This window comes from Pedobacter sp. (assembly GCF_040513095.1).
In the GTDB taxonomy this organism is placed as follows: domain Bacteria; phylum Bacteroidota; class Bacteroidia; order Sphingobacteriales; family Sphingobacteriaceae; genus Pedobacter.
On record NZ_JBEVDX010000043.1, the window covers coordinates 47,151 to 71,001 of the forward strand.

At 44.8% G+C, this 23,851-nt stretch carries 17 protein-coding genes; 9 read left to right on the forward strand and 8 right to left on the reverse strand.

Annotated elements, in window-relative coordinates:
• Window positions 1–306 precede the first annotated feature (306 nt).
• Window positions 307–1,500 carry a glycosyltransferase gene (locus ABWY16_RS06310; RefSeq protein WP_353903803.1) on the reverse strand — a complete coding sequence of 398 codons (1,194 nt, stop codon included), beginning with the start codon at window positions 1,498–1,500 and terminating at the stop codon, window positions 307–309.
• 231 nt (window positions 1,501–1,731) lie between these two features.
• Here ABWY16_RS06310 and ABWY16_RS06315 point away from each other — a divergent pair, with 231 nt between their 5' ends.
• Window positions 1,732–2,589 carry an N-acetylmuramoyl-L-alanine amidase family protein gene (locus ABWY16_RS06315; RefSeq protein ID WP_353903804.1) on the forward strand — a complete coding sequence of 286 codons (858 nt, stop codon included), beginning with the start codon at window positions 1,732–1,734 and terminating at the stop codon, window positions 2,587–2,589.
• Window positions 2,590–3,073: 484 nt separating this feature from the next.
• Here ABWY16_RS06315 and ABWY16_RS06320 read toward each other — a convergent pair whose 3' ends face one another.
• Complete coding sequence (locus tag ABWY16_RS06320; protein WP_353903805.1) at window positions 3,074–3,511, reverse strand: DUF4112 domain-containing protein; 438 nt, start codon at window positions 3,509–3,511, stop codon at window positions 3,074–3,076.
• 302 nt (window positions 3,512–3,813) lie between these two features.
• On the opposite strand from ABWY16_RS06320, the gene ABWY16_RS06325 reads away from it, so the two are divergent.
• The 6 genes from ABWY16_RS06325 (at window position 3,814) to ABWY16_RS06350 (ending at window position 12,411) form a co-directional block, all read left to right on the forward strand.
• Complete coding sequence (locus ABWY16_RS06325; RefSeq protein ID WP_353903806.1) at window positions 3,814–6,309, forward strand: L-rhamnose mutarotase; 2,496 nt, start codon at window positions 3,814–3,816, stop codon at window positions 6,307–6,309.
• Between the two features lie 19 nt (window positions 6,310–6,328).
• On the forward strand, window positions 6,329–7,429 hold the full coding sequence (locus ABWY16_RS06330; protein WP_353903807.1) for a Gfo/Idh/MocA family protein: 1,101 nt from the start codon (window positions 6,329–6,331) through the stop codon (window positions 7,427–7,429).
• On the forward strand, window positions 7,422–9,008 hold the full coding sequence (locus ABWY16_RS06335; protein WP_353903808.1) for a sodium:solute symporter family transporter: 1,587 nt from the start codon (window positions 7,422–7,424) through the stop codon (window positions 9,006–9,008). The genes ABWY16_RS06330 and ABWY16_RS06335 overlap by 8 nt, the downstream gene beginning before the upstream one ends.
• A 10-nt stretch (window positions 9,009–9,018) precedes the next feature.
• Window positions 9,019–11,193 (forward strand): alpha-L-rhamnosidase-related protein, encoded by a 2,175-nt coding sequence (locus ABWY16_RS06340; protein ID WP_353903809.1) that lies wholly within the window; start codon window positions 9,019–9,021, stop codon window positions 11,191–11,193.
• 67 nt (window positions 11,194–11,260) lie between these two features.
• Window positions 11,261–11,482 carry a hypothetical protein gene (locus ABWY16_RS06345; protein ID WP_353903810.1) on the forward strand — a complete coding sequence of 74 codons (222 nt, stop codon included), beginning with the start codon at window positions 11,261–11,263 and terminating at the stop codon, window positions 11,480–11,482.
• A gap of 224 nt (window positions 11,483–11,706) precedes the next feature.
• Window positions 11,707–12,411 carry a hypothetical protein gene (locus tag ABWY16_RS06350; RefSeq protein ID WP_353903811.1) on the forward strand — a complete coding sequence of 235 codons (705 nt, stop codon included), beginning with the start codon at window positions 11,707–11,709 and terminating at the stop codon, window positions 12,409–12,411.
• 32 nt (window positions 12,412–12,443) lie between these two features.
• On the opposite strand, the gene ABWY16_RS06355 is transcribed toward ABWY16_RS06350, so the two are convergent.
• Window positions 12,444–13,940, reverse strand: coding sequence for a gluconokinase (locus ABWY16_RS06355; protein WP_353903812.1), 1,497 nt, complete (start codon window positions 13,938–13,940; stop codon window positions 12,444–12,446).
• A gap of 18 nt (window positions 13,941–13,958) precedes the next feature.
• Window positions 13,959–15,194 carry an MFS transporter gene (locus ABWY16_RS06360; RefSeq protein ID WP_353903813.1) on the reverse strand — a complete coding sequence of 412 codons (1,236 nt, stop codon included), beginning with the start codon at window positions 15,192–15,194 and terminating at the stop codon, window positions 13,959–13,961.
• 187 nt (window positions 15,195–15,381) lie between these two features.
• Between ABWY16_RS06360 and ABWY16_RS06365 the strand changes: the two genes are divergently transcribed.
• Complete coding sequence (locus ABWY16_RS06365) at window positions 15,382–17,124, forward strand: DNA integrity scanning protein DisA nucleotide-binding domain protein (RefSeq protein WP_353903814.1); 1,743 nt, start codon at window positions 15,382–15,384, stop codon at window positions 17,122–17,124.
• Window positions 17,125–17,174: 50 nt separating this feature from the next.
• Window positions 17,175–19,061 carry a CocE/NonD family hydrolase gene (locus ABWY16_RS06370; protein WP_353903815.1) on the forward strand — a complete coding sequence of 629 codons (1,887 nt, stop codon included), beginning with the start codon at window positions 17,175–17,177 and terminating at the stop codon, window positions 19,059–19,061.
• Here the strand turns inward: ABWY16_RS06370 and ABWY16_RS06375 are convergent.
• The 4 genes from ABWY16_RS06375 to ABWY16_RS06390 all read right to left on the reverse strand — a co-directional run bounded on the left by ABWY16_RS06375 (window position 19,058) and on the right by ABWY16_RS06390 (window position 23,717).
• The gene (locus tag ABWY16_RS06375) at window positions 19,058–19,924 is read right to left on the reverse strand and encodes an aldose 1-epimerase family protein (protein WP_353903816.1); all 867 of its coding nucleotides are present in this window, start codon (window positions 19,922–19,924) and stop codon (window positions 19,058–19,060) included. The genes ABWY16_RS06370 and ABWY16_RS06375 overlap by 4 nt on opposite strands.
• 24 nt (window positions 19,925–19,948) lie before the next feature.
• A complete protein-coding gene (locus ABWY16_RS06380) occupies window positions 19,949–20,320 on the reverse strand; it encodes a response regulator transcription factor (protein ID WP_353903817.1) in 372 nt (123 codons plus the stop codon).
• A gap of 99 nt (window positions 20,321–20,419) precedes the next feature.
• A complete protein-coding gene (locus tag ABWY16_RS06385) occupies window positions 20,420–23,050 on the reverse strand; it encodes an ABC transporter permease (RefSeq protein WP_353903818.1) in 2,631 nt (876 codons plus the stop codon).
• The gene (locus ABWY16_RS06390; protein WP_502930986.1) at window positions 23,028–23,717 is read right to left on the reverse strand and encodes an ABC transporter ATP-binding protein; all 690 of its coding nucleotides are present in this window, start codon (window positions 23,715–23,717) and stop codon (window positions 23,028–23,030) included. The genes ABWY16_RS06385 and ABWY16_RS06390 overlap by 23 nt, the downstream gene beginning before the upstream one ends.
• Window positions 23,718–23,851 lie beyond the last annotated feature (134 nt).

The following is a 23,851-nucleotide window of genomic DNA, read 5'->3' on the forward strand; positions in this document are numbered from 1 at the left end:
GGTTCTCTATCCCCAAATGTGGGGATATGGCCCAGCAAAATTGGGCTTAACAGCAAATGGCTCCCCATGCAGGGAGCCATCAAACTGAACTAAAACTTACTAAATTAATTGAACCGATAAAGACGCTCACATTCGGGTCGGCAAAGGCCTGTCACCTCCGCTACTCTCCTGTGATTATCATTTAATGAGTCATACAAATATGTAGATTACATCAGGCATCCTATATCCCCAAAAGCGATCAAAGTTATCCCCACTTTAGGGGATTGCATAGTTGAAACATTGGAAAACCGGGTATTTTATTTTGAATCAGATCAGACCGGGCAGGATTTCTCCTGTGTTTACCGGGCTGCAAAGCGCCTGATAGACACTTATTAAATCCTCTGCTGCTTTATCCGGAGTATATTGAAGTCTGTAGCTCTGCAATGCATGATCACGGTACTTGCTGGCCTCCAACCAGTGCAGTGCCTGAAACTCATCTACCTTTTCCCTCAGATCCTTATCGTTACCAGCTTCGAACAACAGACCGTTATAGCCATTCAGGACCATTTCGCCGGGTGTACCTGAATTGGATGTTATCAGGGGTACGCCCAGGGAAAAAGCTTTGGCCACCCTGTTGCCAAACGGCTCCAGCCATACCGAAGGGACAATGAGCGCCCTTGCATTTTCGAGCAGTAAGGTTACTTCTCCGGGATCTTCAGTTTTTATCAGGCTGATGTTTGGATAAAATTCGGAGTATCCGAAGACCAGCTTCGCAAGAAAACCGCTCCCTGCAACTTTGAGCGGCAAACCGTTATCAGCAAATGCTTCGAGTACAACCGGCAGCCCGGCTTCATCACTAAATTCTCCTGTATACAGATAATAGGGTTCCGGCACGGAACCGTAATTTTCCTTAGCCGGAGGCTGGCAAAACGCGTGACTGAGTGTGATCTGGCCGGACAGGGCACTTAATTTAGACTGTGCAAACAATTTCTTTACAGATTCTCCCTGGACCATTAGCCGGTCTATCCTGTTCCAGGTTCCTAAAAGATGATGGAGGAGCATGCTGACAGACATAGCAAAACTGAGCAGCTTTGATTTCCTGTACACTGCTTTCCTGATACTGCTGAAGGGAAAGACCTGCCTCAGGGAATCTGTATATAATTTATCCTGATGAAAGAGTGTTCCCGAAGGGCAAAGTAAAGAATAATTATGTGGCGTATAAACAAGAGGCAAGCCACACTTCTTTACGGCATAAAGTGCAGATGCAAGGCTACCATATTCCAGGTGATGAAAATGTACAACTGCTGGTTTGAAAGCGGAGATGCAGCGCCTGACGCGTTGCCAGGTAGAATAATTGAAAACAGTTTTCAGGGTTGCAGAGAATTTGCCGCCCGCAGCGACAGGGAGCGCCAGCAGCTCAACCTCTATCCCATAAGACTTTAACAACTCAATTTCACTGGTTACTATGCTGTCATTTCCCCTTTGAAACTGGTTGAAGGTATGTACAACTAAAACTTTCATTCAGTTTGATTTTACACAATGTTGCTTCCCAAAGCCCAGCGCAGATTATGCTGTTTTTAACGCCCGGCCGCGGTACAATTTATATTTGGCATATCTGTTTTACCAGATGTTTGGTAATGAATATTTATGTAAGCATACCAAACCTGGATTGTCAGGTTCAGTCAAAACTTGACAAAGTATATTAAATATAATGGTAATCTTTCGTAAATTTGAATAAACACACGAATACGAATGCCAAACGTTATTAAGAAACCCTTATTTATAAGGAATATTTTTGTATGCCTTATACTGATCAGCTCTGTTTTTAGTTACGGACAAACTGTCCCTGTGCAATTGCCCCCGGCACAGTTACCTCCTGTACAGGCCTCTCCTTTAACTTCCCGAAGCATGACCATTGTTGTGGATGCCGGTCACGGTGGTAAAGACGGATCTACCAGAGGAGAATTTTCAAGGGAGAAAGATGTTGCATTACAGGTGGCACTGCTATTGGGCCAAACCCTTGAAAAACAGATCCCGAATCTGAAAGTGATATTCACCCGGACCGAGGATGTTTTTATTCCATTGTACGAGCGGATAGCCATTGCCAACAGGGCACATGCGGATCTGTTTATTTCAATCCATTGTAACTCTATGCCTGCAAGCATGAGAGGCAGGACAAATGTAACCGGAGTAGAGACCCTGGTATCAGGTTCCGGCCGTCTGGGGGAGCAGGATGCGGCAGTGAGGGAGAATGCTTCCATCCTTTTAGAGAAAGATTATAAAGACAACTACGAGGGCTACAATCCAAATGATCCTGAAAGTTTTATTATCCTTTCATTGATGAAAAATGCCTATCGCCGTCAAAGTATTAAACTGGCGGGATTGATCCAGCAGCAGTATATCCGGGCCGGGCGTGTGGACCGTGGTGTAAAAGAACAGAGCCTTGCGGTTTTGGCAAAGGCAGGTATGCCGGCAGTTTTAACAGAAATTGGATTTATCAGTAATCCGGGAGAAGAAGAGTATATCAATTCGCAAAGCGGCAGAGAAGAAATTGTGCAGAATATTACCAATGCTATTCTGGAGTATAACAAACTGCTGGGCATGAACTAATAAAAAAGGCCAGATAAACTGGCCTTCATTATTAACTGTTATTACCTATTATTACCTTTGACATCCATCCTCAGGTAAAGTCTTGATTCTGCGCTATATGGCAGATGATATGTGTCAATTTACGCTTAAATCAGTCCAAAGGCTAAATCGTTTTAAGCCTTCACAATATTCCGCAAAAAAAGAAATCAATGCAACATTTTCAGCACTTTATGACTGGTAAAATGTAACTTTTGTAATATGATCAATATTTAAAGGTAAAAATTATATTTAATATAAATAAGCGAGAGTAACAGATCGTATAATTACAATATTTTTAATCCTTTTACAAGTTCAAACATGGTAAAAGAGGGAAAAGGCACATTTTTTTATGAAAAACATCCATAAATATGTGGAATTGATGAAATATTCATAAAATCAGAAATCTTTTGAACGTTTTTCTACTTTTCTGACTGAAGTTATCATTTTACTGTTATTGTCTCTTGTTTTAGAACAGACTTATCAGCCAGTCGCCAAGCTTTACCAGTAGAAAGATCAGCATGACCAACAGGACTATCAGGATCACTATAGCCAGGACAAGTGTATTCTTGCCGCTTCCACTGTGTTTTCCTTCTACATAGTGTTCTTTTATCAAACGGAGGTTACGGCTGTTGGCTTTGAAAAAGAAATCAAAAACCTGTCCGATGAAGGGGATGCCGCCAATGATCGCATCAAGGAATATGTTGATACTCATCAGTACTACCAGCTTGTTGCTGGCTCCTTTTCTTGCCATCGCCAGTAACAGACCTGCCGAAATCACAAAGCCTGTCATATCTCCCACTACCGGAAAAAGGTTCATGAGGGGATCAAGGCCAAACCGGAAATTGGTTCCCGGCAGGCGGAACTGTTCGTCCAGCAGGTAAACCAATCTTTGAATAAGAGTCATTCCGGGTCTTTCGGTTTTACCGGGCAAAATAGGTTGATAAGGCATAAGAAGATAACCGTATCAGGGAGAAATTGTTTGCAGCGCTATTTGTCAAATGAGTTCTGTTTCCGGCAGCTCTTCGGCTTTGTTAAGGCAGAGTGTGTCGAAAAGATGATATCCTACAATACATAGAGAACCATGTACAAAAAAAACATATCCCGCCTCTGTATTTTTACACGAAGAAAACCAAAATATAAATCAAAGATCTGTGATTAAAACAAACAGGTAAACCAGCTATGATCCCAGGAAGTAAACATTTTGTGATGATTCTTTTATTATTGTTTGCAGGCACTTGTTTTCTACAGGCGGCCGAGATCTGGGTGTCTCCCCTGGGCAATAATACCAATCCCGGAACCAGGGCAGAACCTGTGGCAGATATAGCTTTTGCAGTGCGGAAAGCACGTGAACTCAGAAGAACCGCTGATCCCTCTATTGCTAAAGGTATTTTGATTATCGTAAAAGGTGGCATGTACGTATTGGACGAGCCGATAGTGATCCTGCCGGAAGACGCCGGCACAGCTGCAAGCCCGACCACAATTGTTGCGGCAGCTGGTGAAAGGCCTGTGATCAGCGGAGGAAAAAGCGTTACAGGCTGGAAACTCAGCGGGATTGTTGCCGGTTTACCGGCCTCTGCGAAAGGGAAAGTATGGGTAGCCGATGCGCCGATGACCGGAGATGCAGTTATTGATTTCCGGCAGTTATATGTCAATCAAGCGAAAGCCCTGCGTTCAAGAGATACTCCCCCGGACAGGATGAACAGAATACTCTCCTGGAACCACAAAGATCAAAGCTGCTGGATTCCTAAATCACATGAGGACATCAGTAAGGTGAAGGGGATGGAAATGCTGATTCACCAGTGGTGGGCTGTAGCTGTCCTGAGGATCAAGTCTGTTGAGCTCAGTGGTGACAGTGCCAAACTTTCCTTTTATCAGCCCGAAAGCCGGATACAGTCGGAACACCCCTGGCCGGCGCCCTGGATCTCCAGGGAAACCGGAAACTCTGCCTATTATCTCAGCAACGCGATACAGTTTTTGAACCAGGCCGGGGAATGGTATCTGGATAAGCAAAACCGGAAGTTATATTACTGGCCAAAGAAAAATGAGAACATAAATACGGCCCTGGTGACGGTTCCGGTACTTGAAACACTAATAAAAATGAAGGGAACAATCGACAGGCCAGTCTCTTATGTTTCCTTTAAAGGCCTGACATTTGAACACAGCAGCTGGCTTCGTCCCTCCCGCGAAGGCCATGTGCCCCATCAGTCGGGCATGTATATGCTGGACGCCTACAAACTCAAAACACCTGGTACCGCAGATAAAAAGACATTGGAAAACCAGGCCTGGGTTGGTCGGCCCCCCGCAGCTGCCGAGATCGCTTTTGCCGATCATACCAGCTTCGAAGACTGTCGGTTTGAACATCTCGGTTCTGCCGGACTGGATTACCAGAGAGGAACCCATGATAACATCATCAGGGGAAACCTGTTTAAGGATATTTGCGGAACAGGGATTCAGACCGGGGTATTTTCTGATGAAGCTCAGGAAGTGCATATCCCCTATCAGCCAGAAGACGGGAGAGAGCTTTGCAGCAATGACCTGATCAGCAATAATTTACTTACTGATATCGCAAATGAAGACTGGGGCGCTGTGGGAATTGGCGCAGGTTATGTAAGGGGTATCACTATTACTCACAATGACCTCAGTGAGCTCTCCTACATGGGCATTTCTGTAGGATGGGGATGGACAAAGACAGTCAATGTTATGAGAGACAACCGCGTTAGCGCAAATAAGATCCAGCGCTACGGCAAACATATGTATGATGTATCTGCCATCTATACCTTATCTGCACAACCTAACTCTTTTATTACAGAAAACGCTGCGGACAGCATCTATAAAGCTCCGTACGCGCATGATCCCAATCACTGGTTCTACCTGTATACAGATGAAGGCTCTTCATTTATTACCATTAAAAACAACTGGACACCCAGCGACAAATACCTTCAGAACGCAAATGGACCTGGAAACCGCTGGGAAAACAATGGCCCATGGGTTGCAGACAGCATTAAAAAATCAGCGGGATTGCAGTCTCCATACCGGTATCTCCAAAATGAAAAAGCAGTTCCTGATAAAAACAGGGAGATCAATCATTCCGAAAAAACAAAGGTGATTGAACTCACAGGCAAAAACGGGCAGCAGCATAACATCAGAATACTGACTGAAACCATTCAAAAATATGGGCTATCCCCCAGCTGTATCTATCAGTGGAATAACCATTCGGTAGTTTACGGTGCAATAGAAAATCCAGTGCTGCTCCGTGATGCTCTGCAACAGGTTTTTAAGGAGGACAGTATCAAAATTTATAATGCGCCATTTTATGAGTTTAAAAATTCTAAACAATGCCCGGGAGCTAAGACTGTCTCTGCCTGGGACAACGTGATCTTCACGGCAGGTATGGTAAAGGACTCCGTATTGCAAAAAGAATACCTGAGTTATCACGAACACCAGCTGAAAGACTGGCCGGAAGTATCACAGGGATTTTGCAATGCAGGTTTTCAGCAATTACAGGTTTTTAAAAACGGAGATCAGCTGATGCTGGTGATCAGTATTCCCAAGGGTGCAGACCTGGACCAGCTCAATCCCAAATCCACGGCAAATAACCCCAGGATGAACGACTGGAATGCGCTCATGAAGAAGTATCAGCAGGGCATTACAGGAACAGAACCCGGCGAAGTCTGGGTTCCTTTAAAACAGGTAAAACAATAACTATCTAAACATATTTTTCATGCTACACTTAGGAATATTAGGATTAGGAGAAGGCCGAAGCACGATGTCGGCCGCACTTGCCAGTGAAAAGATTTCGCTGAAGATCATTTGTGATGCAAACGAAGAGTTGTGCAGACAAAGGGCAAAAGAATTCGGTTTTTACAATTTCACAACCAATTATCAGCGGTTGCTGGATGATCCTGAAATTGACGTCATTGCCATTTACACGCCTGATCATTTACATGCCGAACATGTGAAGCAAGCCCTCCTGCACGGAAAACATGTGGTATGTACCAAACCTTTTATTGACGATCTTTCTGTAGCCAATGAGCTGATCAGCCTCAGTGAAAAATCCGGAAGAAAAGTGTTTGTGGGCCAAAGTTCACGTTTTTTTGAACCGCTGAAAAGGCAGCGTAAAGATTTTGAAGCGGGCTTAATCGGAGAGCTCATCACGATTGAAGGTTACTATCATGCCGACCATCGCTGGTTCCTGGAAAAGGGCTGGTCGCTGAAGCAGTCCTTTAAGTGGTTATACGGTGGATTGAGTCATCCAACCGACTTTATCAGGTGGTACTTACCTGACATTGAAGAAGTAATGGGCTACGGAATGCTCAGCGCAAACGGCGCTCAGGCCGGACTAAAGAACCAGGACACCATGCATTTTATCTTCAAGGCAAAGGATGGCAGGATTGCCCGGGTGAGCGGGGCTTATACCGGACCGGTACAGCCCAACCTGCGCGACAGTGAAATGAGCTGCATTTTAAGGGGCACCGAAGGCTGCAGCCAGGCGGACTACATGGATCTTCGCTATGCGGTTACCACCAATACCGGTGAGGAACAAGTTATCACATGGGAACACAAGCTGAAACATTATTTCAGGTTTGAAGGTAAAAGTCACCATGCGGGTGAATACCAGAATTACCTGGAGTACTTTGCACAATGCCTTGAAGACGGGACCACAGCCTACCCCGATCTTAAAGAGGGAATTGGCACAATTGCACTTTTACAGGCGATGGACCGCTCCCTGACTACCGGATTACCCGTGAAGCTTGACGCAATCCTGGAAGAATATGAAATTTCAAAAGAGCGGATCGGCCTTCAACCCCTGACAAATGGGTAATATTGTAGCGCGTCTGACCACGCTGGATTACGTTATTGTTGCCGCTTATCTGGTGATCCTGATGGTGATTGGCTACAGGGCCAGTTTCAAAGATAAAAAACAGCAGGGAGATACACTGTTCCTGGCCAGTAAATCGCTGGGCTGGCAAAGTATAGGCTTCAATATGTGGGGAACCAATGTGGGTCCTTCAATGCTGCTGGCCTTTGCCAGCATAGGATATACCACTGGCATTGTAGCAGTTAATTTCGACTGGTACGCCTTCCTCTTCCTGTTTTTACTGGCTATTGTTTTTGCACCGAAGTACCTTGCTGCCAAAGTGAGCACAATGCCTGGGTTTATGGGCAAGCGTTATGGAGATTCCACGCAGAATATCCTTGCCTGGTATGCGCTGATTAAAATACTGATTTCATGGTTATCTCTTGGTCTTTTTGCCGGCGGTTTTCTGGTGCGGCAGATCCTGGGTATTCCCATGTGGCAATCGGTAACAGTGCTGGTATCCTTTGCAGGCCTGTTTACTTTTGCGGGCGGCCTGAAAGCCATTGCCAGGGTAAATGTTTTCCAGATGATCCTCCTGATTGCTGTTTCCCTCACGCTTACTATACTTGGCTTACACAAAGCTGGCGGCATCCTTTCAGTATATCACCATACACCGGCCCATTTCTGGAACCTGATCCAGCCGGCCAGTGATCCCAAATATCCATGGTATGCTATTTTGCTGGGCTATCCAGTGGCTGCGGTGGCTTTTTTCTGCACCGATCAGTCGATGGTACAATCTGTTCTGGGGGCGAAAACTCTGGAACAGGGGCAACTGGGGGTGAATTTTATTGCATGGCTGAAAATCCTTTCGCTGCCGTTATTTATTCTTACAGGAATCTTGTGCGCCGTACTTTTCCCGGGTCTTAAAGATCCCAATGAAGCCTACATGACGATGGTAACGCATCTGTTTCCACCAGGTATGAACGGTTTGGTGATCGTTGTGCTCATTGCAGTTCTTGTGGGTACTATCGGCTCTTCGCTCAATTCCCTCAGTACGGTTTTCACGATGGATGTTTATGTAAAAAAGATTAATCCTGCTGCAACCAACAAGGAGATCATCCGGGTTGGCAGGCTTTCCGTTGTGGCCGGATGTTTCCTTGCGGTTATCGTTGTACTGGCTATAGATCATATCAAAGGGCTCAATTTATTCGACATCTTTCAGTCGGTACTCGGTTTTATCGCCCCGCCTTTATCTGTTGTATTTCTGCTTACAGTTTTCTGGAAATCCATGAGCCGGAAGGCGGTAAATTTTACCCTTTCTGCCGGCTCAGCACTTAGTCTGGCCACGGGGATCACCTATTTATGGATCCTGCCACCGGATCAGTATCCTTTCTGGCCGCATTACCTGATGTTGTCCTTTCTGATATTTGCAGGGCTGATGCTGATTGCCATTATAATTTCTTTAACAGACAGGCAGCCTCATACTTTTGAGTCGGACAGCCTCACAGTTGTGGAAAAACCTTCCGGAAAGGTGTGGATAGCATGGTCTGTGCTGGCCCTTGTAATGGTTGGCTTGTACATTTTCTTTAACGGGCACCACTAACATATCATTTATGATTTTAAAGTATAGAAATTCACTTGTCCTAATAGTCTTCTTCCTGAGCCTTTGTACAGAAAGCACTCTGGCACAAAAAGCCACATGGATCTGGTACCCCGGGGATTTTGAGATCTGGCTGGGAAACAGAATGCAGAACCGGAGAACCGAAAGGGGTTCTTTCCTCCCTCCCTTCTGGAAGATGGACAGCCACTATGTGCTGATTGATTTTCACAAGGATTTTGAGCTTTCTGAAGCTGAAGTCGCCGAGCTTTATGTGGAGGGCCAGTATAACGTTAAAATAGACGGAAAATCTCTTTTCGGGTATCCGGACAAGATCAGTATTCCCGCCGGTAAACACAGGATCAGTCTGAAGGTATTCTGTCAGAACAATGTGCCCGCGATTTTTGTGCGGGGGAAAAAGGTGATATCTGATTCCTCCTGGCTTGTTACTTTTGAGGATAAGGAATGGATAGACCAGTCGGGAAAAGCCTCAGATCAGTCGGGCACGAGCTGGCTTAACGCTGCTGCATGGAACTTTGACAGCCCTTCCAGCCCTCCTTCAGCATTTAAACTGGCGGTTAAACCACAGGCGGCAGTTAAAACAGAAAGATCCGGGCAGTCGCTGATGGTAGATTTTGGGAAGGAAACTTTTGGGTTCCTGAAGCTTCAGGGATTAAAAGGGAAAGGCACGCTGGGTATCTATTATGGCGAATCAAGGGAGGAAGCATTGGACACTGCCCGGTGTGAAACACTGGATAAGCTGCACATAGGTTTTGATAAAAAAAAGGATACAATACATACGCTGACCAGAGCATTCCGTTATGTGAATATACAAATGGATCCCGGCATGAGTCTGGATTCGGTGTCGATGCTCTATGAATATCTCCCTGTGGAAGACAAAGGTAATTTCCGTTGTTCGGACGAGGAGATCAACAGGATCTATGAGGTTTCAAAATATACTTTTCACTTAAACACGCGGGAGTTTTTCATAGATGGTATTAAACGCGACCGCTGGATCTGGTCTGGGGATGCTTATCAGAGTTATCTGATGAATTATTACCTGCTTTTTGACTCAGCTTCGGTGACCCGTACATTACTGGCACTGAGAGGAAAAGATCCTGTGACCAGCCATGTGAATACCATTATGGACTATACGTTCTACTGGTTTATGGGTATACACGATTATTATGAATATACCGGAGACAAGACTTTTATCAGGCAGTTTTATCCGAGGATGAAGAGTCTGATGGATTATTGTTTAGCCAGAAGAAACAAGGATGGCATGATGGAAGGTATGGCGGGCGACTGGGTATTTATTGACTGGGCAGATGGCCTGAGCAAACAGGGCGAACTTAGTTTTGAGCAGCTTCTGCTGGCCCGCAGCCTTGAAACCATGGCCACCAGTGCCGCGATTGCAAATGATAAAGTTAATGCAGCTCATTATAACCTGCTTGCTTCTGAACTGAAGAAAAACATCTTTGGAAAGTACTGGAATACTGATAAACAGGCTTTGGTGCATAGTTATGTGAATGGTCAGCAGACAAATAATGTGACGCGGTATGCAAATATGTTCGGTATTTTCTTTAATTATTTTAACGACACTCAGAAGCTGGCTGTTAAAAAACATGTTCTGCTCAATCCATCGGTGCAGAAGATCACCACTCCTTATATGCGCTTTTATGAACTTGAAGCGCTTTGTGCTATGGGAGAACAACCCTATGTACTTAAGGAGATTAAAGATTACTGGGGAGGCATGCTGAAACTCGGGGCAACTTCTTTCTGGGAAGAGTTTGATCCGGGTAAAAAAGGTACAGAACATCTGGCTATGTACGGCCGGCCGTTCGGGAAAAGCCTTTGTCATGCCTGGGGAGCAAGCCCTATTTATCTGCTGGGTAAGTATTTTCTGGGGGTTAAACCTACTTCTCCGGGTTATGGAACTTACCTGGCGGAGCCTGAACTTGCCGGGCTCGACTGGATGGAAGGAACTGTCCCTACACCCCATGGTTCTGTAAAGCTTTACTGCAGCAAGACTGAGATCAGGATCAGCGGAACTGAAGGCACAGGTACTTTGCGTATAAAGAGCAAAACAAAACCTCTTTGTAAGGGCGCAAAAATTAAAGCATTAGAAAATCATGTATTTGAAATTCAGATTATCAGGGGAGGCACACATACTATTCAATACAATCTGTGACAAATTTCATTGGTATTGCTTTTTTCAGAAATCTTTCCTAGCTTCATTTAAACTTAATTCTGTTGCTATGAAAAAATTAATCATGATGATGCTACTGGCTGTTATGGCCTTTACAACCACTACCACTTTTGCGCAAACAAAAAAGGATGGCACAAAAGACATGCGCTATAAAGCGAATAAAACGGTAACCAAAAAAGATGGCACTCCGGATTTGCGCTATAAAGCCAACAAGACAGTAAGTAAAACGAGCACTAAAAAAACAGTGGCAAAAACAACAGTAAAACCTTAGATAGCAAACTTAATACCTTTTAAAACAATTGAGAATGCCCCGGAAATGCACTGCCCCCAAAAAGTTAGACACTAATTGGAGGCAGTGCAAAACCGGGGCATTTTTAGATTCTAAGCGAAAACTCAGTAACAAATTTATTAGAATTGTATTTCCTTTATAAATAGCAAAATATCTGAGTCGCGCGTGACAACATTTGGTAAACTATTTACGTTATTTGGACTGATATGAAGACGATAAAATACCTGAGCGCAATTTTGCTCCTTTCTATACTTTCTTTTACTGCTGCAGCGCAGGATGCTGTAGTGATCTCTGACGGCAATTTCATCAGAGGAACCATACAGGGGACAGATTTTGTCACTGTAGGTATTAAAAAAGATGACGGAGAGGTTCAGCAGTTCAACGCTAAAGATATCAAAGAATTCATGTGGAACAGCGAAACCTTTGTGAGCAAACCCTTTATCAGTCATAAAAAAACAGAATACCGTTTTTTCAAACTGATTGAAGCAGGTTCGGTTAACCTTTACTCAATGGGTGGAAGCACTGGTGTTGAAAAGAAAAGAAGACGCGTACGTTTCATGCCATCTATTGGTTTGGGTATCGGTACCGGCGGATTCGGCGGATTTGGATTTGGTGGCGGAGTAAGCATTGCGGGTGGCGGAAACCGTGATGACGATGAGCCAAGACAGCCACGCCGTCAGGGATTGATTTACATTGAAAAACCGGGTACGGGTGACATGCTTGAAATCACTCCGGAGGAAGGAAATCCCGATGCCAACTACCGTTATATCAAAAATGCATTACTTGAGAAATTCTCTGACGACCAGGACCTGACTGCAAGGGTAAAAGACATGAATACTTTCGATGTGAAATCTATCCAGTCTCTTGTTAAAGCTTACAACTCGGTACACCAGCCTGCAGGCAGTAACTAAAAATCAGGTGGCAGGAAGATTGTAATGTAATATCAGCCTTTATTCTGAAGGACATACATTTCCTGCATCAGGCCCTTCAGGTTTTGATACAGCCTCTGATAAAGCATAAAATATTCCCTGTATACCAAGTGATTTACCGCATTAGGCTCTACAACCGTACTCTCGTTCTGAACAGGTGAAGGATACACTTCAGAACGACCTGTAGCTTTGACAGCCAGATACGCTGCGCCAACTGCCGAAGCATCTTCAGTAGTGGCCAGTACCAGCCTCTTTCCAGTGATATCAGCCATGATCTGCAGCCAGGCCGCTGATGAAACAAATCCACCGCTCACGTTAAGCTGCGAGATCTGCCGCCCGGATGCCTCGAGAGACTGCAACACATCATTCAGGGCGAAACAGATCCCTTCAATCACAGCCCTGGTAAAATGCTCTGGTTGATGCGTAAGCCGCATCCCAAAAAAATTACCGCAACTTTTGGAATCCCATATGGGTGCCCGCTCTCCCTGCAGATAGGGTAGAAAAATCAGTCCTTCAGCTCCTGGCGAAACTGTTTCCATCTTAGCCAATGCCGATGTATAATCCTCAGGACTAAGCTGCTCTTTCTGAAAAAGATTCCTGAGGTGCCATTTCAATGCCACTCCCCCGTTATTAACGGGGCCTCCGTTGATGAAAATTTCCTCATCCAGGCGATAAAAAAAAGTCATTGCCTTTTCATTGTACAGGGCTTCGTGGCTTGCCATGCGTAAAGCGCCGCTGGTTCCGATCGTTAATGCCGCAATACCCGGCGTAATTGCACCGGTGCCAAGATTGGCCAGGCAGCCATCACTTGCACCCATAACAAAGGGCGTCCCTGCTTTCAGAAAGGCCAGTGATGCTGCAGGATCAAAATCTGCTCTCGTGTAAGTAGTGGATACGAGCTTTGAAAGCTCCGCGTTGGTGATCCCTGCAGTGGTCAGGGCCAGACTGCTCCAAACCAGTCGCTCCACATCCATCAGCCCGCTGCAGGATGCTATAGAATGATCTACTTCAAAAGCTTTAAACAAACGGTACCAGATATATTCTTTGATCGATATAAACTTATGGACAGTACTGAAAAACTCCGGCTCGTTTTCCCTGATCCACATGATCTTGCAGAGCGGCGACATCGAGTGAACCGGCGTGCCTGTCTCTTTGTAAAGCTCTATTCCCTGTGGAGACGCCAGCAGCTTTTCAGCGATAGCAGTACTTCTGCTGTCAGCCCAGGTCATCATTGGTGCCAGGGCATTACAGTGCTGATCAACAGCGATCAGGCTATGCATAGCAGTACTCAAACTGATCGCAAGCGGGGAACTCCCCACTTTACCGACCACTTCCTTTATGCTATCCTGAAAAGCTTTCCAGATCAGTTCAGGGTCCTGCTCGCTGTACTGTGGTTTTGCGGTAGCTGTCGGATAAAAATACTGGCTGCTGTCAAAAGCGATATGATCCATACCTACTGCAACAGCTTTTGTACTACCGGTGCCAATATCTATACCCAGAATATATTCCATGATTGTTGATTGTACTTTTTATAAAAATTCTTCTACATAATCCAGATCCTTATGAAAAGTTTCTTTCATTCTGCTCAATGCAAGAAAGGCGATTCCAAAACTGATTACTGCTACTGTAATTCCGGACAGGATGATGGAACCGTGGTAAAATGTTCTGCCAAGCTGGAACAGAAAAGATATAGGAACGATTGCACCGCGTACGAAATTAGGTACTGTGGTAGTTACTGTAGCCCTGATATTGGTACCAAACTGTTCTGCAGCGATGGTCATAAAGATCACCCAGTAACCTGTAGCCAGTCCTATCGCCCCACATAACCAATAGAAATGATCAAGTGTAAGGTCGTGCAGTGTCAGATAAGCGATAATCCCAACTACAGAGAGGGACAAAAAGATATATACTACTTTGACCCTGCTTTTGAGATACTGGCTCAGCAGGCCGCTGATGATATCACCAATGACTATTCCGCCGTAACACCAGGCAATCGCTGCTCCTGCATTTACATCGCCCTGCACCCCCATGACTTTTCCAAATTCCGGTGATAGCGTGATGAAAATCCCGACCACCATCCAGAAGGGCAGCCCGATAAAGATGCAGCGCATATATTTGATAAACTGAATCTTACTGCCAAAAAGGGCAAAAAAATTGCCACGGTTGCTGGCTTCTTTGGACTGGCTGAACATACCCGATTCTGCCACACCAATTCTTAGCAGCAGCAGTACCAGCCCAAGGCCGCCGCCCACAAAAAATGACGTACGCCATTCAAAAAGGTTGGCTACGAAATAGGCTGCAAGCGCACCGCTCACTCCTACCGCAGCTACCGTTGTAGTTGCATATCCCCGTTTTTCTTTGGGCATCAGTTCTGCTACAAGTGTAATTCCTGCTCCCAGTTCTCCTGCAAGACCTAAACCTGCCACGAACCTGCAGATGCCATATGCTGTTACAGAATGTACCAGGCCATTTGCAAAATTAGCAGCTGAGTAAATAAATATAGAGCCAAAAAGCACTGACAGACGCCCTTTCTTATCCCCAAGCGTGCCCCAGAAAATTCCCCCGAGCAGCAGGCCGATCATTTGAATATTCAGCAGCGATATTCCTGTATCTGTCAACGCAGTACCTGTAAGGCCTAATGATTTTAAACTTGGTACCCGCACTATGCTAAAAAGCAGTAAATCATAGATGTCTACAAAGTAGCCTAAAGAAGCTACAAGAATAGCAGCGCCGAGCGCTGTTTTGGAATATTTTGTTGGTTGCATTGAGGTATTGAATGACTGGCTTGAAAATTAAATTATAAACGACTAATGTAGTGAAATCATATATGATCAATTAACTCTTTTTAACACTTTTAAAAGAAAACTTAAAATACATTTGTTTATCCGGTCATCACCATTAAAACCCATAGGTAATATAGCAAAAGATCTACTAGAGTAAATAAGAGAAGCTATGAAATCCTGTGCAAACTTAATCTGGGAACATCAGCAGCATTGTCAGATCTCACTGGTACTGGCTGCCGAAGAACTGTTCAATTCTTTGGATGAACGCCTGGCCCCAAAGGTATTCCTGATAGCAGCAAGCCTGAAACCCAACATGAACCGTCCTTTCGTAGGTGTGGAATGCCCTGAAGCTGAATATGTTCCGCAGGATTTCCGTTCGCTCAAAGCATTATGTATCCAGCACAGCCTGCAGATGAACCAGCAGGAATGTAATGATGAGGAGCATTATCAGCAGCTGTTAAATGCAGCCTATACATCAGAAATCCAGCGTGTGCTGAGAGCACATATCAACGGCAGCAGTAACGAGAATTTCGTCTCCTCTCCTGTTTTAATTGATGGCTATCTTGTTTACGTAGTAACAGAACTGAATAAAAAGATACTGAACACCTATTATTACCTCAGTAAAGACAGCTCATTTTCCGGTCAGAAAATCAGTCGCTCATTTATTGAAAGTGTAATCAAAGTATATCTTGATGCCAGTGCCAATGCGCTCAAAGCAAAGTCACCCTCGGATTTTAATGTACTGGCAAAAACGCGTGACGAACTGGTGAGCAAAGCCGGGCAGGATTTCATGACCACCGTTTCTATGGCGGGGCAGCACCCAAACAGCCTGCATGTTCTGTATGATGCCTGCAATACGATTTCTTCATTGAAGTATGAAGGTGCCGAAGGGTTTGGAAAAATGGTAATTGCCCCTAAGACACACCCCAACGTAAGAATTACGATGGAGCTTGAAAAACCGATACATATTAAGGATTTCAGGAAAGTGAGGAAGTTTCTTGAGCTTGCAGACCATAAGCAGCTGATTCTGTCAGATTCGGTACTGATCTATGGACTCTGTCAGCTCCGGGGGAAGTACAATTACCACGAAGAATCCCTTTTCATCGTGAACTTCACCAAACACTTTCACTGGGAAGTGACCCATCATGGTCATGTTATGGTGTCTGTTGCTTTCAGAATGCCGGATCTGTACAATGAAAAGATCAACAGGGAGAAGTTCTTTTCCAGCTTGAAACGGCTGTTCACAGGTATAGATAAAGTCAGGCTGAATACTTTGTGGGACATTACCATGGAGGCTACCAAACAAAAACATGGCACCATCCTGGCCATCTCTTCAAAAGCTGCTGAGGAAGCAGCAAGACTCAGCAGCCAGTGTTTTAAGATCAGGCCTATCCGCATCAACAAGGATATTATCCATCAGATCAGCTCCATTGATGGTGCTGTTCTCATTGATATCGACTGTACCTGCCATGCCATTGGGGTAATTCTCGATGGTATTGCCACTTCCAATGGTGATTCATCGAGGGGTGCGCGATACAACTCCGCTGTGCGCTATTACGAATATATGGAGCATAAAGCTCAGACCGTTCTGGTAGTGATTTCTGAGGACGGCATCATTGATCTGATCCCGAATCTTAAACCGCAGGTAAAACATTCTGCGATCAACAAACATATAAATGCGCTGGTGAAACTGAGTGAAACGGATAAGTTCCTTCGGAAAAGTTTTAACCGGCTCATGGATTTCTTCCAGGAAAATGATTTCTATCTGTCTCAGAAAGAATGTACAACGGTGAACAGACTGCGGCGTATTATTGAACTGAAAAACAAGGACAGTAATGAAGGCATCAGGATGATCTGGGATAATCTAAGCCCAAACAAGGAGATGAATCCAGCCTACTATCTGAAAGAATAAGTTAGCAGATTGCTGACAAATTGTTTATTTTGCCCCATTAACGCTCCGGTATGCAAAACAAATTTATCTTATCAGCAGCAATGTCAATTCTTTCCCTTGGTGCATTTGCACAGCGTCCTTTAACAGTTCAGGAAGATTCAACCTATATCCGGGAACATTATCAGAAACTGGAAAAACAGATCCCTATGCGGGATGGGGCAAAGCTCTTTACCGTGATCTATGTTCCGAAAGATGAGACCAGGAAATATCCGGTTATGTTTAACCGTACGCCCTACAGTGCCGGTCCTTACGGTGAAAATGAATATAAGCTGAGCCTGGGTCCCTCTATGCTGTTCGCTAAAGAAGGCTATATTTTTGTGTACCAGGATGTGAGAGGAAGATATTTGTCAGAGGGCGAATTTATAGCAACCAGGCCTTATATCCCTCATAAAAAGAAGAAGACTGACGTGGATGAAAGTTCAGATACCTATGATACGATCGACTGGCTGGTTAGGAACATTCCACACAACAATGGAAAAGTAGGTACCTGGGGAATTTCTGCTCCTGGATTTTATACCACGATGACTGCTATCGATGCCCACCCTGCTTTAAAAGCTGCTTCTCCGCAGGCCCCGGTAACAGACTGGTTTATGGGAGATGACCGTCACCATAACGGCGCTTTTTTCCTGATGGGGACTTTCTCTTTCTTATCTTATTATGGCGCGGCAAGACCGGAACCTACGGCAGAAAGAGCTGCGTCGTTCTCGGAGTACGGTACGCCTGATGCCTATGACTTTTACCTGAAGCTCGGCCCGCTGAAAAATGTAAATGAGAAATATTTTAAGGGTAAAAACAGGATCTGGAATGAGATGATGGACAATGAGTCCTATTCTTCTTTCTGGGCTTCGCGGAATGCCGCACAACATTTAAAAAATATAAAACCGGCGGTAATGACCGTTGGCGGCTGGTTTGACCAGGAAGACCTGTACGGTCCGCTAAAAACATTTGCAGGTATAGAAAAACATCAGCCTGCTGCTGCAAATTTTCTGGTGATGGGTCCCTGGACACATGGAAGCTGGACCAGAGGCAATAACAATACGCTGGGAAATATACGTTTTCATTCGGACACCGGCCCTTTTTACCGCGAACAGATCGAACTCGCTTTTTTTAACCATTACCTTAAGGAAATGGAGTCGCCCCAACTCGCAAAAGCCAATATTTTTGAGACAGGCTCCAATGAATGGAAGAAATATACTGCCTGGCCACCCCTGGAAGCACAGCAAAAGAATTTATACTTCCACGCTGACGGGACGCTTTCATTTGAAGTCCCAAAAGCTGAAGGCGATGCATATGATGAATTTATCAGCGACCCGGCTAAACCTGTTCCTTATACAAAGGAAATCAGGATAGACCGTGGCAGCGACTTTATGTATGAAGACCAGCGTTTTGCAGCATCGCGCCCGGACGTACTCGTTTATCAGACACCTGTTTTGGAAAACGAAGTTGTGATCTCCGGAAATCTGCTTGCAGATCTATTTGTGTCAACTACTGGTACAGATGCAGATTTTGTAGTGAAACTGATTGATGTTTATCCCGGAGATGCTGTAAATGACAGCCCGGTTCCCGGCACAAAAATGGGCGGGTTCCAGATGCTGGTGCGCGGTGAAGTTATGCGTTCAAAGTTCAGAAACAGCTTTACTGTACCTGAGGCTATGTTGCCGGGAGAAATTACTGAAGTTAAATTTGATATGCAGGACGCGGCACACTGTTTTAAAAAAGGCCACAGGATCATGGTGCAGGTGCAAAGCTCCTGGTTCCCGCTGGTTGACCGTAATCCGCAAAAATTTGTAAATATCTATAAAGCAACAGCAGCCGATTTTCAGAAAGCTACCCACAGGGTGTACGCACAGGGCAAGCATGCATCGCATATTAAAGTAAGCGTACTAAAGTCTGATTAAAAAACTTCAACCTCCCATACCCTTTTCCAGTGTTCAGCTGGCGGTAAAGCAATTATTCCTTCTTTATCGCTTAGCTGCTGATTGGTAGCAACGCCATCGGCAATGCCACACCAGGGTTCGAGGCAAATGAAATCTGCATCTTTGGCGGCCCAGATGCCAAAAAACGGGAAATCGTTGAAACGGAAATGTAACCCATATTCGTTTACCGTATTTCTCAGGGTGATCATGCGGCTTTCCATATGTTTAAACACGAGGGCATCATCATAAAAAAGGGAATGCTTCAGAAACATCTTGCCCTTATCCAGGTGCAGGTCATCTGTCTGGTCACTGATCAGGTTATTTTCGATTTTATGATACGTCAGGGATTCATCTACTGCAAATTCCAGGTAACAGTCTTCGTATGAAGCGTCGCCTGTGATGGGAGCAGCGAATGCAGGATGTCCGCCAATTGAAAACAAGAGGTCTTTATCAGCCGGATTGTATACTTCATAAGTGCAGGATACGGATGATCCGGAGATCACATATCTTAATCCCAGCACAAAATCAAAAGGATAAACTGCAAAGGTATCCGGGCTGCTTGACAGTGTAAAGAGAATTTCAGAAGCACTGATCTGCTCTACTTCAAATTCATGATCACGTGCAAATCCGTGACGGGGAAGGTGATATTCCTTTCCTTCCACAAAGTAAGTTTCGTCTTTCAACGCTCCGATAACGGGAAAGAGAATGGGGCTGAACTTGCCCCAGTATTCCGGGTCGCCTTTCCAAAGATACTCCAGACCAGTGGTTTTACCAGTGATACTTCTCAATTCAGCACCTTTGGCAGCAAAGGTTACCCTGATGTTTTCGTTTTCAAGTAAGATCATGTGCTAAATTTAGCAAATAAAAACTTAAGCTACTTTACCAGCCAGCAATCTGTCGATCCTTTTTACAACATAATCAAGATCAAACGGTTTACTGATGTAATCATCTGCGAATGCTGTAATGCTTTTCTCTTTACTTCCAGGATTAGCAGACATCACGATTACAGGAATATGTTTGGTGAACATGTCTGTTTTCAGATCTTCACAGATCTCAATGCCATTGCCATCAGGCAGCATAACGTCGATAATGAACAAATCAGGTAATGCATCGTTCAGTTTACTTTTCAGTTCTGTGAAAGTGGAGGAAAGCTGTAATTCGTAACCTTCATCCTTTAATAAGAACTCAATGATGTATCTGATATCCTGATCGTCTTCAAGAACATGTATTCTTTTCTTCATAATTCAATGGTTAATATTAAAATCTTAATCTATGTGCAAAAGTTGTTCCGAATTTTCAAATTTTGGGACATTTTACCATTATAGATGTGACTTAAATTGCTAACTCTCTTTTCTTAAGACCTCTAAGGGCGATCGGCGAAGCACACTCGTACTGCTTAACATTCCTGTAATTACTACAATAAGTATAACTGAAGCAAATAATACCAGTGCTGGTATGGCAGGAAGATGAAAATCTGAACCGAAACTAAAGGTAGCCAATGCCCAGCTGCCGGTGATGGCAATAATCATTCCTGCAGCGGCAGAGAACAGGCCGAGGAATAAATATTCTATAGCTGTAATAGAGAGGATCTGCCTTCCTTTTGCCCCTATTGTCCTGAGCAATACGATTTCCCGCAAGCGCTGATTTTTGCTGCTGCGTACAGCCGAAACCAATACGATCCAGCCGGTGATCATGCTGAATGAAGCCATAAAGCGAATGACGAAACTGATCTTCCCGAGCAGTTCATCCAGTACCTGCAGCACGAGCCCAAGGTCAATGACCGATATGTTGGGATAATTGCGTACCACCTGTGATTGAAACTCTGCCGAGACCTTATTGTTGGGCACCCTGGTCATGATGACATGGAACTGCGGCGCCTCTTCCAGCACGCCTGCAGGAAACACTACCCTGAAATTGGTTTGTACCCTGCCCCAGTCTACCTTGCGCAAACTGCCTACCACTGTTGGAATCATCATTCCCTGTACGTTAAACAGTATTTTATCACCTACTTTTACATTGATACGTTCTGCGTATCGTTCATCAAGGGAGATATAGATGCTGTCTGAAGGAGAGTTCACCTTAGCCCTCCATTTTCCGCTGGTTAAGGTTTCTGCCGGAGTTAGTTTTTCCTCATAGGTTGCTCTCATTTCACCTTTGAAGGCCCTGCCGGATGACTCTCTGCGTTCATTGTCTCCTGCTTTGGGCTTACCCTTTAAGCTGTCGGCCTTAGCAAGCTCAGCCGCATTTTTTCCGTTAATCTCTTCCAGGCGCATCGTAATTACCGGCACCTGGCTCATCAGTGGCAAATGATATTTTTTAGTTAAGGTAGCTACGGCTTTGTTCTGACTGCTTTGTATATCAAAAAGCACCATATTGGGCTGTGACTTTCCGGTTGAAAGGGTTACTTTACTGATCAGGATGCCTTGTACAAAGTATAGAGTGGCGATCAGGGCAGTGGATAATCCGATGGAAACGATCAGCATCAGGGTCTGGTTATTTGGCCGGTAAAGGTTAGAAAAGCCTTGTCTCCAGGAGTAACTCAAACTTGCAGGAAGGGTTTTCCGGACCAGTGTAAGGAGCAAAACCGAAAGTCCGTAAAATATGGCGATAGCCACTATGATACTGCCGCTAAAAATCAGCGCCTGCATCCAGCTGTCCATTTGCAGGTAACTGAATCCGGTGATAAACATAAATATAACCAGATAAACCAGCCATTTCAAGGGTTCTTTCCTAGCCTGGGAAGGCTCAAAAGACAATCTGATCGCGTTTAGTGGGGATACCAGCCTAACAGCAAGCAGCGATGGCAAAGCAAACAGCACGGAAATCACCAAGCCGGTTAAGATGCCCTGCAAAATAGCCGTCCAGGATACCTGCATGGTAAATTCTACCGGAAGGAAATCCTTTAAAACCACTGGTAATAAAAACTGGATTCCCGTACCCAGGGCGGCGCCCACAATTGCTCCTGCAAGGCCTATAAAGGTAATCTGGATGAGGTAAATGAAAAATGCTTCCCATGCCTTGACACCCAGACAGCGTAAAGTAGAGATGGAGGCAATCTTTTCATTTACATATACATGTATGGCACTACCTACGCCGATGCAGCCCAGTAACAATGCTACAAAACCTGCAAGGGCAAGGAATCGGCTGAGATCCTGAAATGAGCGACCGGTATCACGTTTTTTGGACTCTACGGTTTCGTGATCCAGACCTTCTTTATCAAGCACCGGCCGGATCTTTTTCAGCAATGGGCCGAGCTGTGCGGGATTGTTAAACTGATAAAAATAAGAGTAATGAATACGGCTGCCGAATGTTGCCAGACCGGTTTCTGCAAGGTATTGAAGTGGTATATATACTACGGGTGATATCGTTGTCGAGAAGCCTGTCTGTCCGGGTGCGTTATCCAGGTATCCGGCAATGGCAAAACTTACTTTACCCACTCTGATGGAGTCTCCGGGTTTGGCTTTAAACTGGAGCATCACTGTTCTGTCGACTAATGCATTCCGGCCATTTTTGATTGCCCCTGCTGCTGCAGCCGGTGTAGTTTCAAGTTTTCCATAGAATGGATAATTCCCTTCCAGTGCCTTGATTTGTACAAGCCTGCTTCCCTGGTTTTTTATAAAGTACAACATGGAAGCAAAATCCAGTTGTTTTGCACGCTGGTTACCTAAAGTATCCAGCATGGCCATTACCGGTTTGCTGATTGCTTTCCGGCTGTCAATAGTTAAGTCGGCACCGCTCAGTTCTTTCGCCTGGTTGTCTATATCCCTCTGCAGGTTGTCGCGGAAAGAATAAACTGCTACCAGGGCGGCTATGCCCAGGATGATGGATGAAGTGAAAAGGAATAATCTCGACCGGTTTTTACGGCTGTCTCTCCAGGCCATTTTAAACAGCCATGAAACTGGTGCAGAACTCTGGAATGAAGGGCTGATCTGCCCGGGATTATTTTGCTCAGGCATATGTTTTCTGTTCATCGGCAATAATTACCCCACTTTTTAAACGGATGATCCTGTCTGCGCGCGCGGCCAGGTCCATATCATGTGTTACAATAACCAGTGTGGTTCCGGCTTCTTTATTTAAATCAAACAGCAGTTTGATTACTTTTTCACTGGTTTCTCCATCCAGGTTTCCTGTTGGTTCGTCTGCGAATAAAATAGCCGGTGTATTTGAAAAAGCCCTTGCCAGGGATATCCTCTGTTGTTCACCACCGGAAAGCTGTACCGGATAATGGTCTCCACGGGCGGAAAGTCCGACTTTTTCAAGTAAGTCCAGGGCTCTCGGGCGGATATTCTTTTCCCCCCTTAGCTCCAGGGGAACCATGATATTTTCTAACGCGGTAAGTGTGGGCAGCAACTGGAAGTTCTGAAAGATGAATCCGACATGCTGGTTCCTTACTGCGGCTCTCTGGTCTTCTGACAATTTATCGAGAACAACATTATTAAGTTCCACAGAACCTTCGGTGGCGCGGTCCAAACCTGCACATAAGCCCAGCAAAGTAGTTTTTCCGCTTCCTGAAGGACCAGTTATTGCTACTGTGGATCCCTTTTGGATAGTGAAGGAGATATTGTCCAGTATAGTTAGTGATGAATCAGCACTTTGATAATGCTTGCTGACTGCTCTGATATTTAAGATAGTTTCCAAGATAAAGCGGTTTGTATAGATGTCTGACGTGAATAAGGCGCTAATGTTACTTAAATATAATGCTAAAAGCCTTTAATTGTTTGGGAGGGCATAATTATGTTACTTTGCTGTTATATTAGAAAACAGCGTGATAC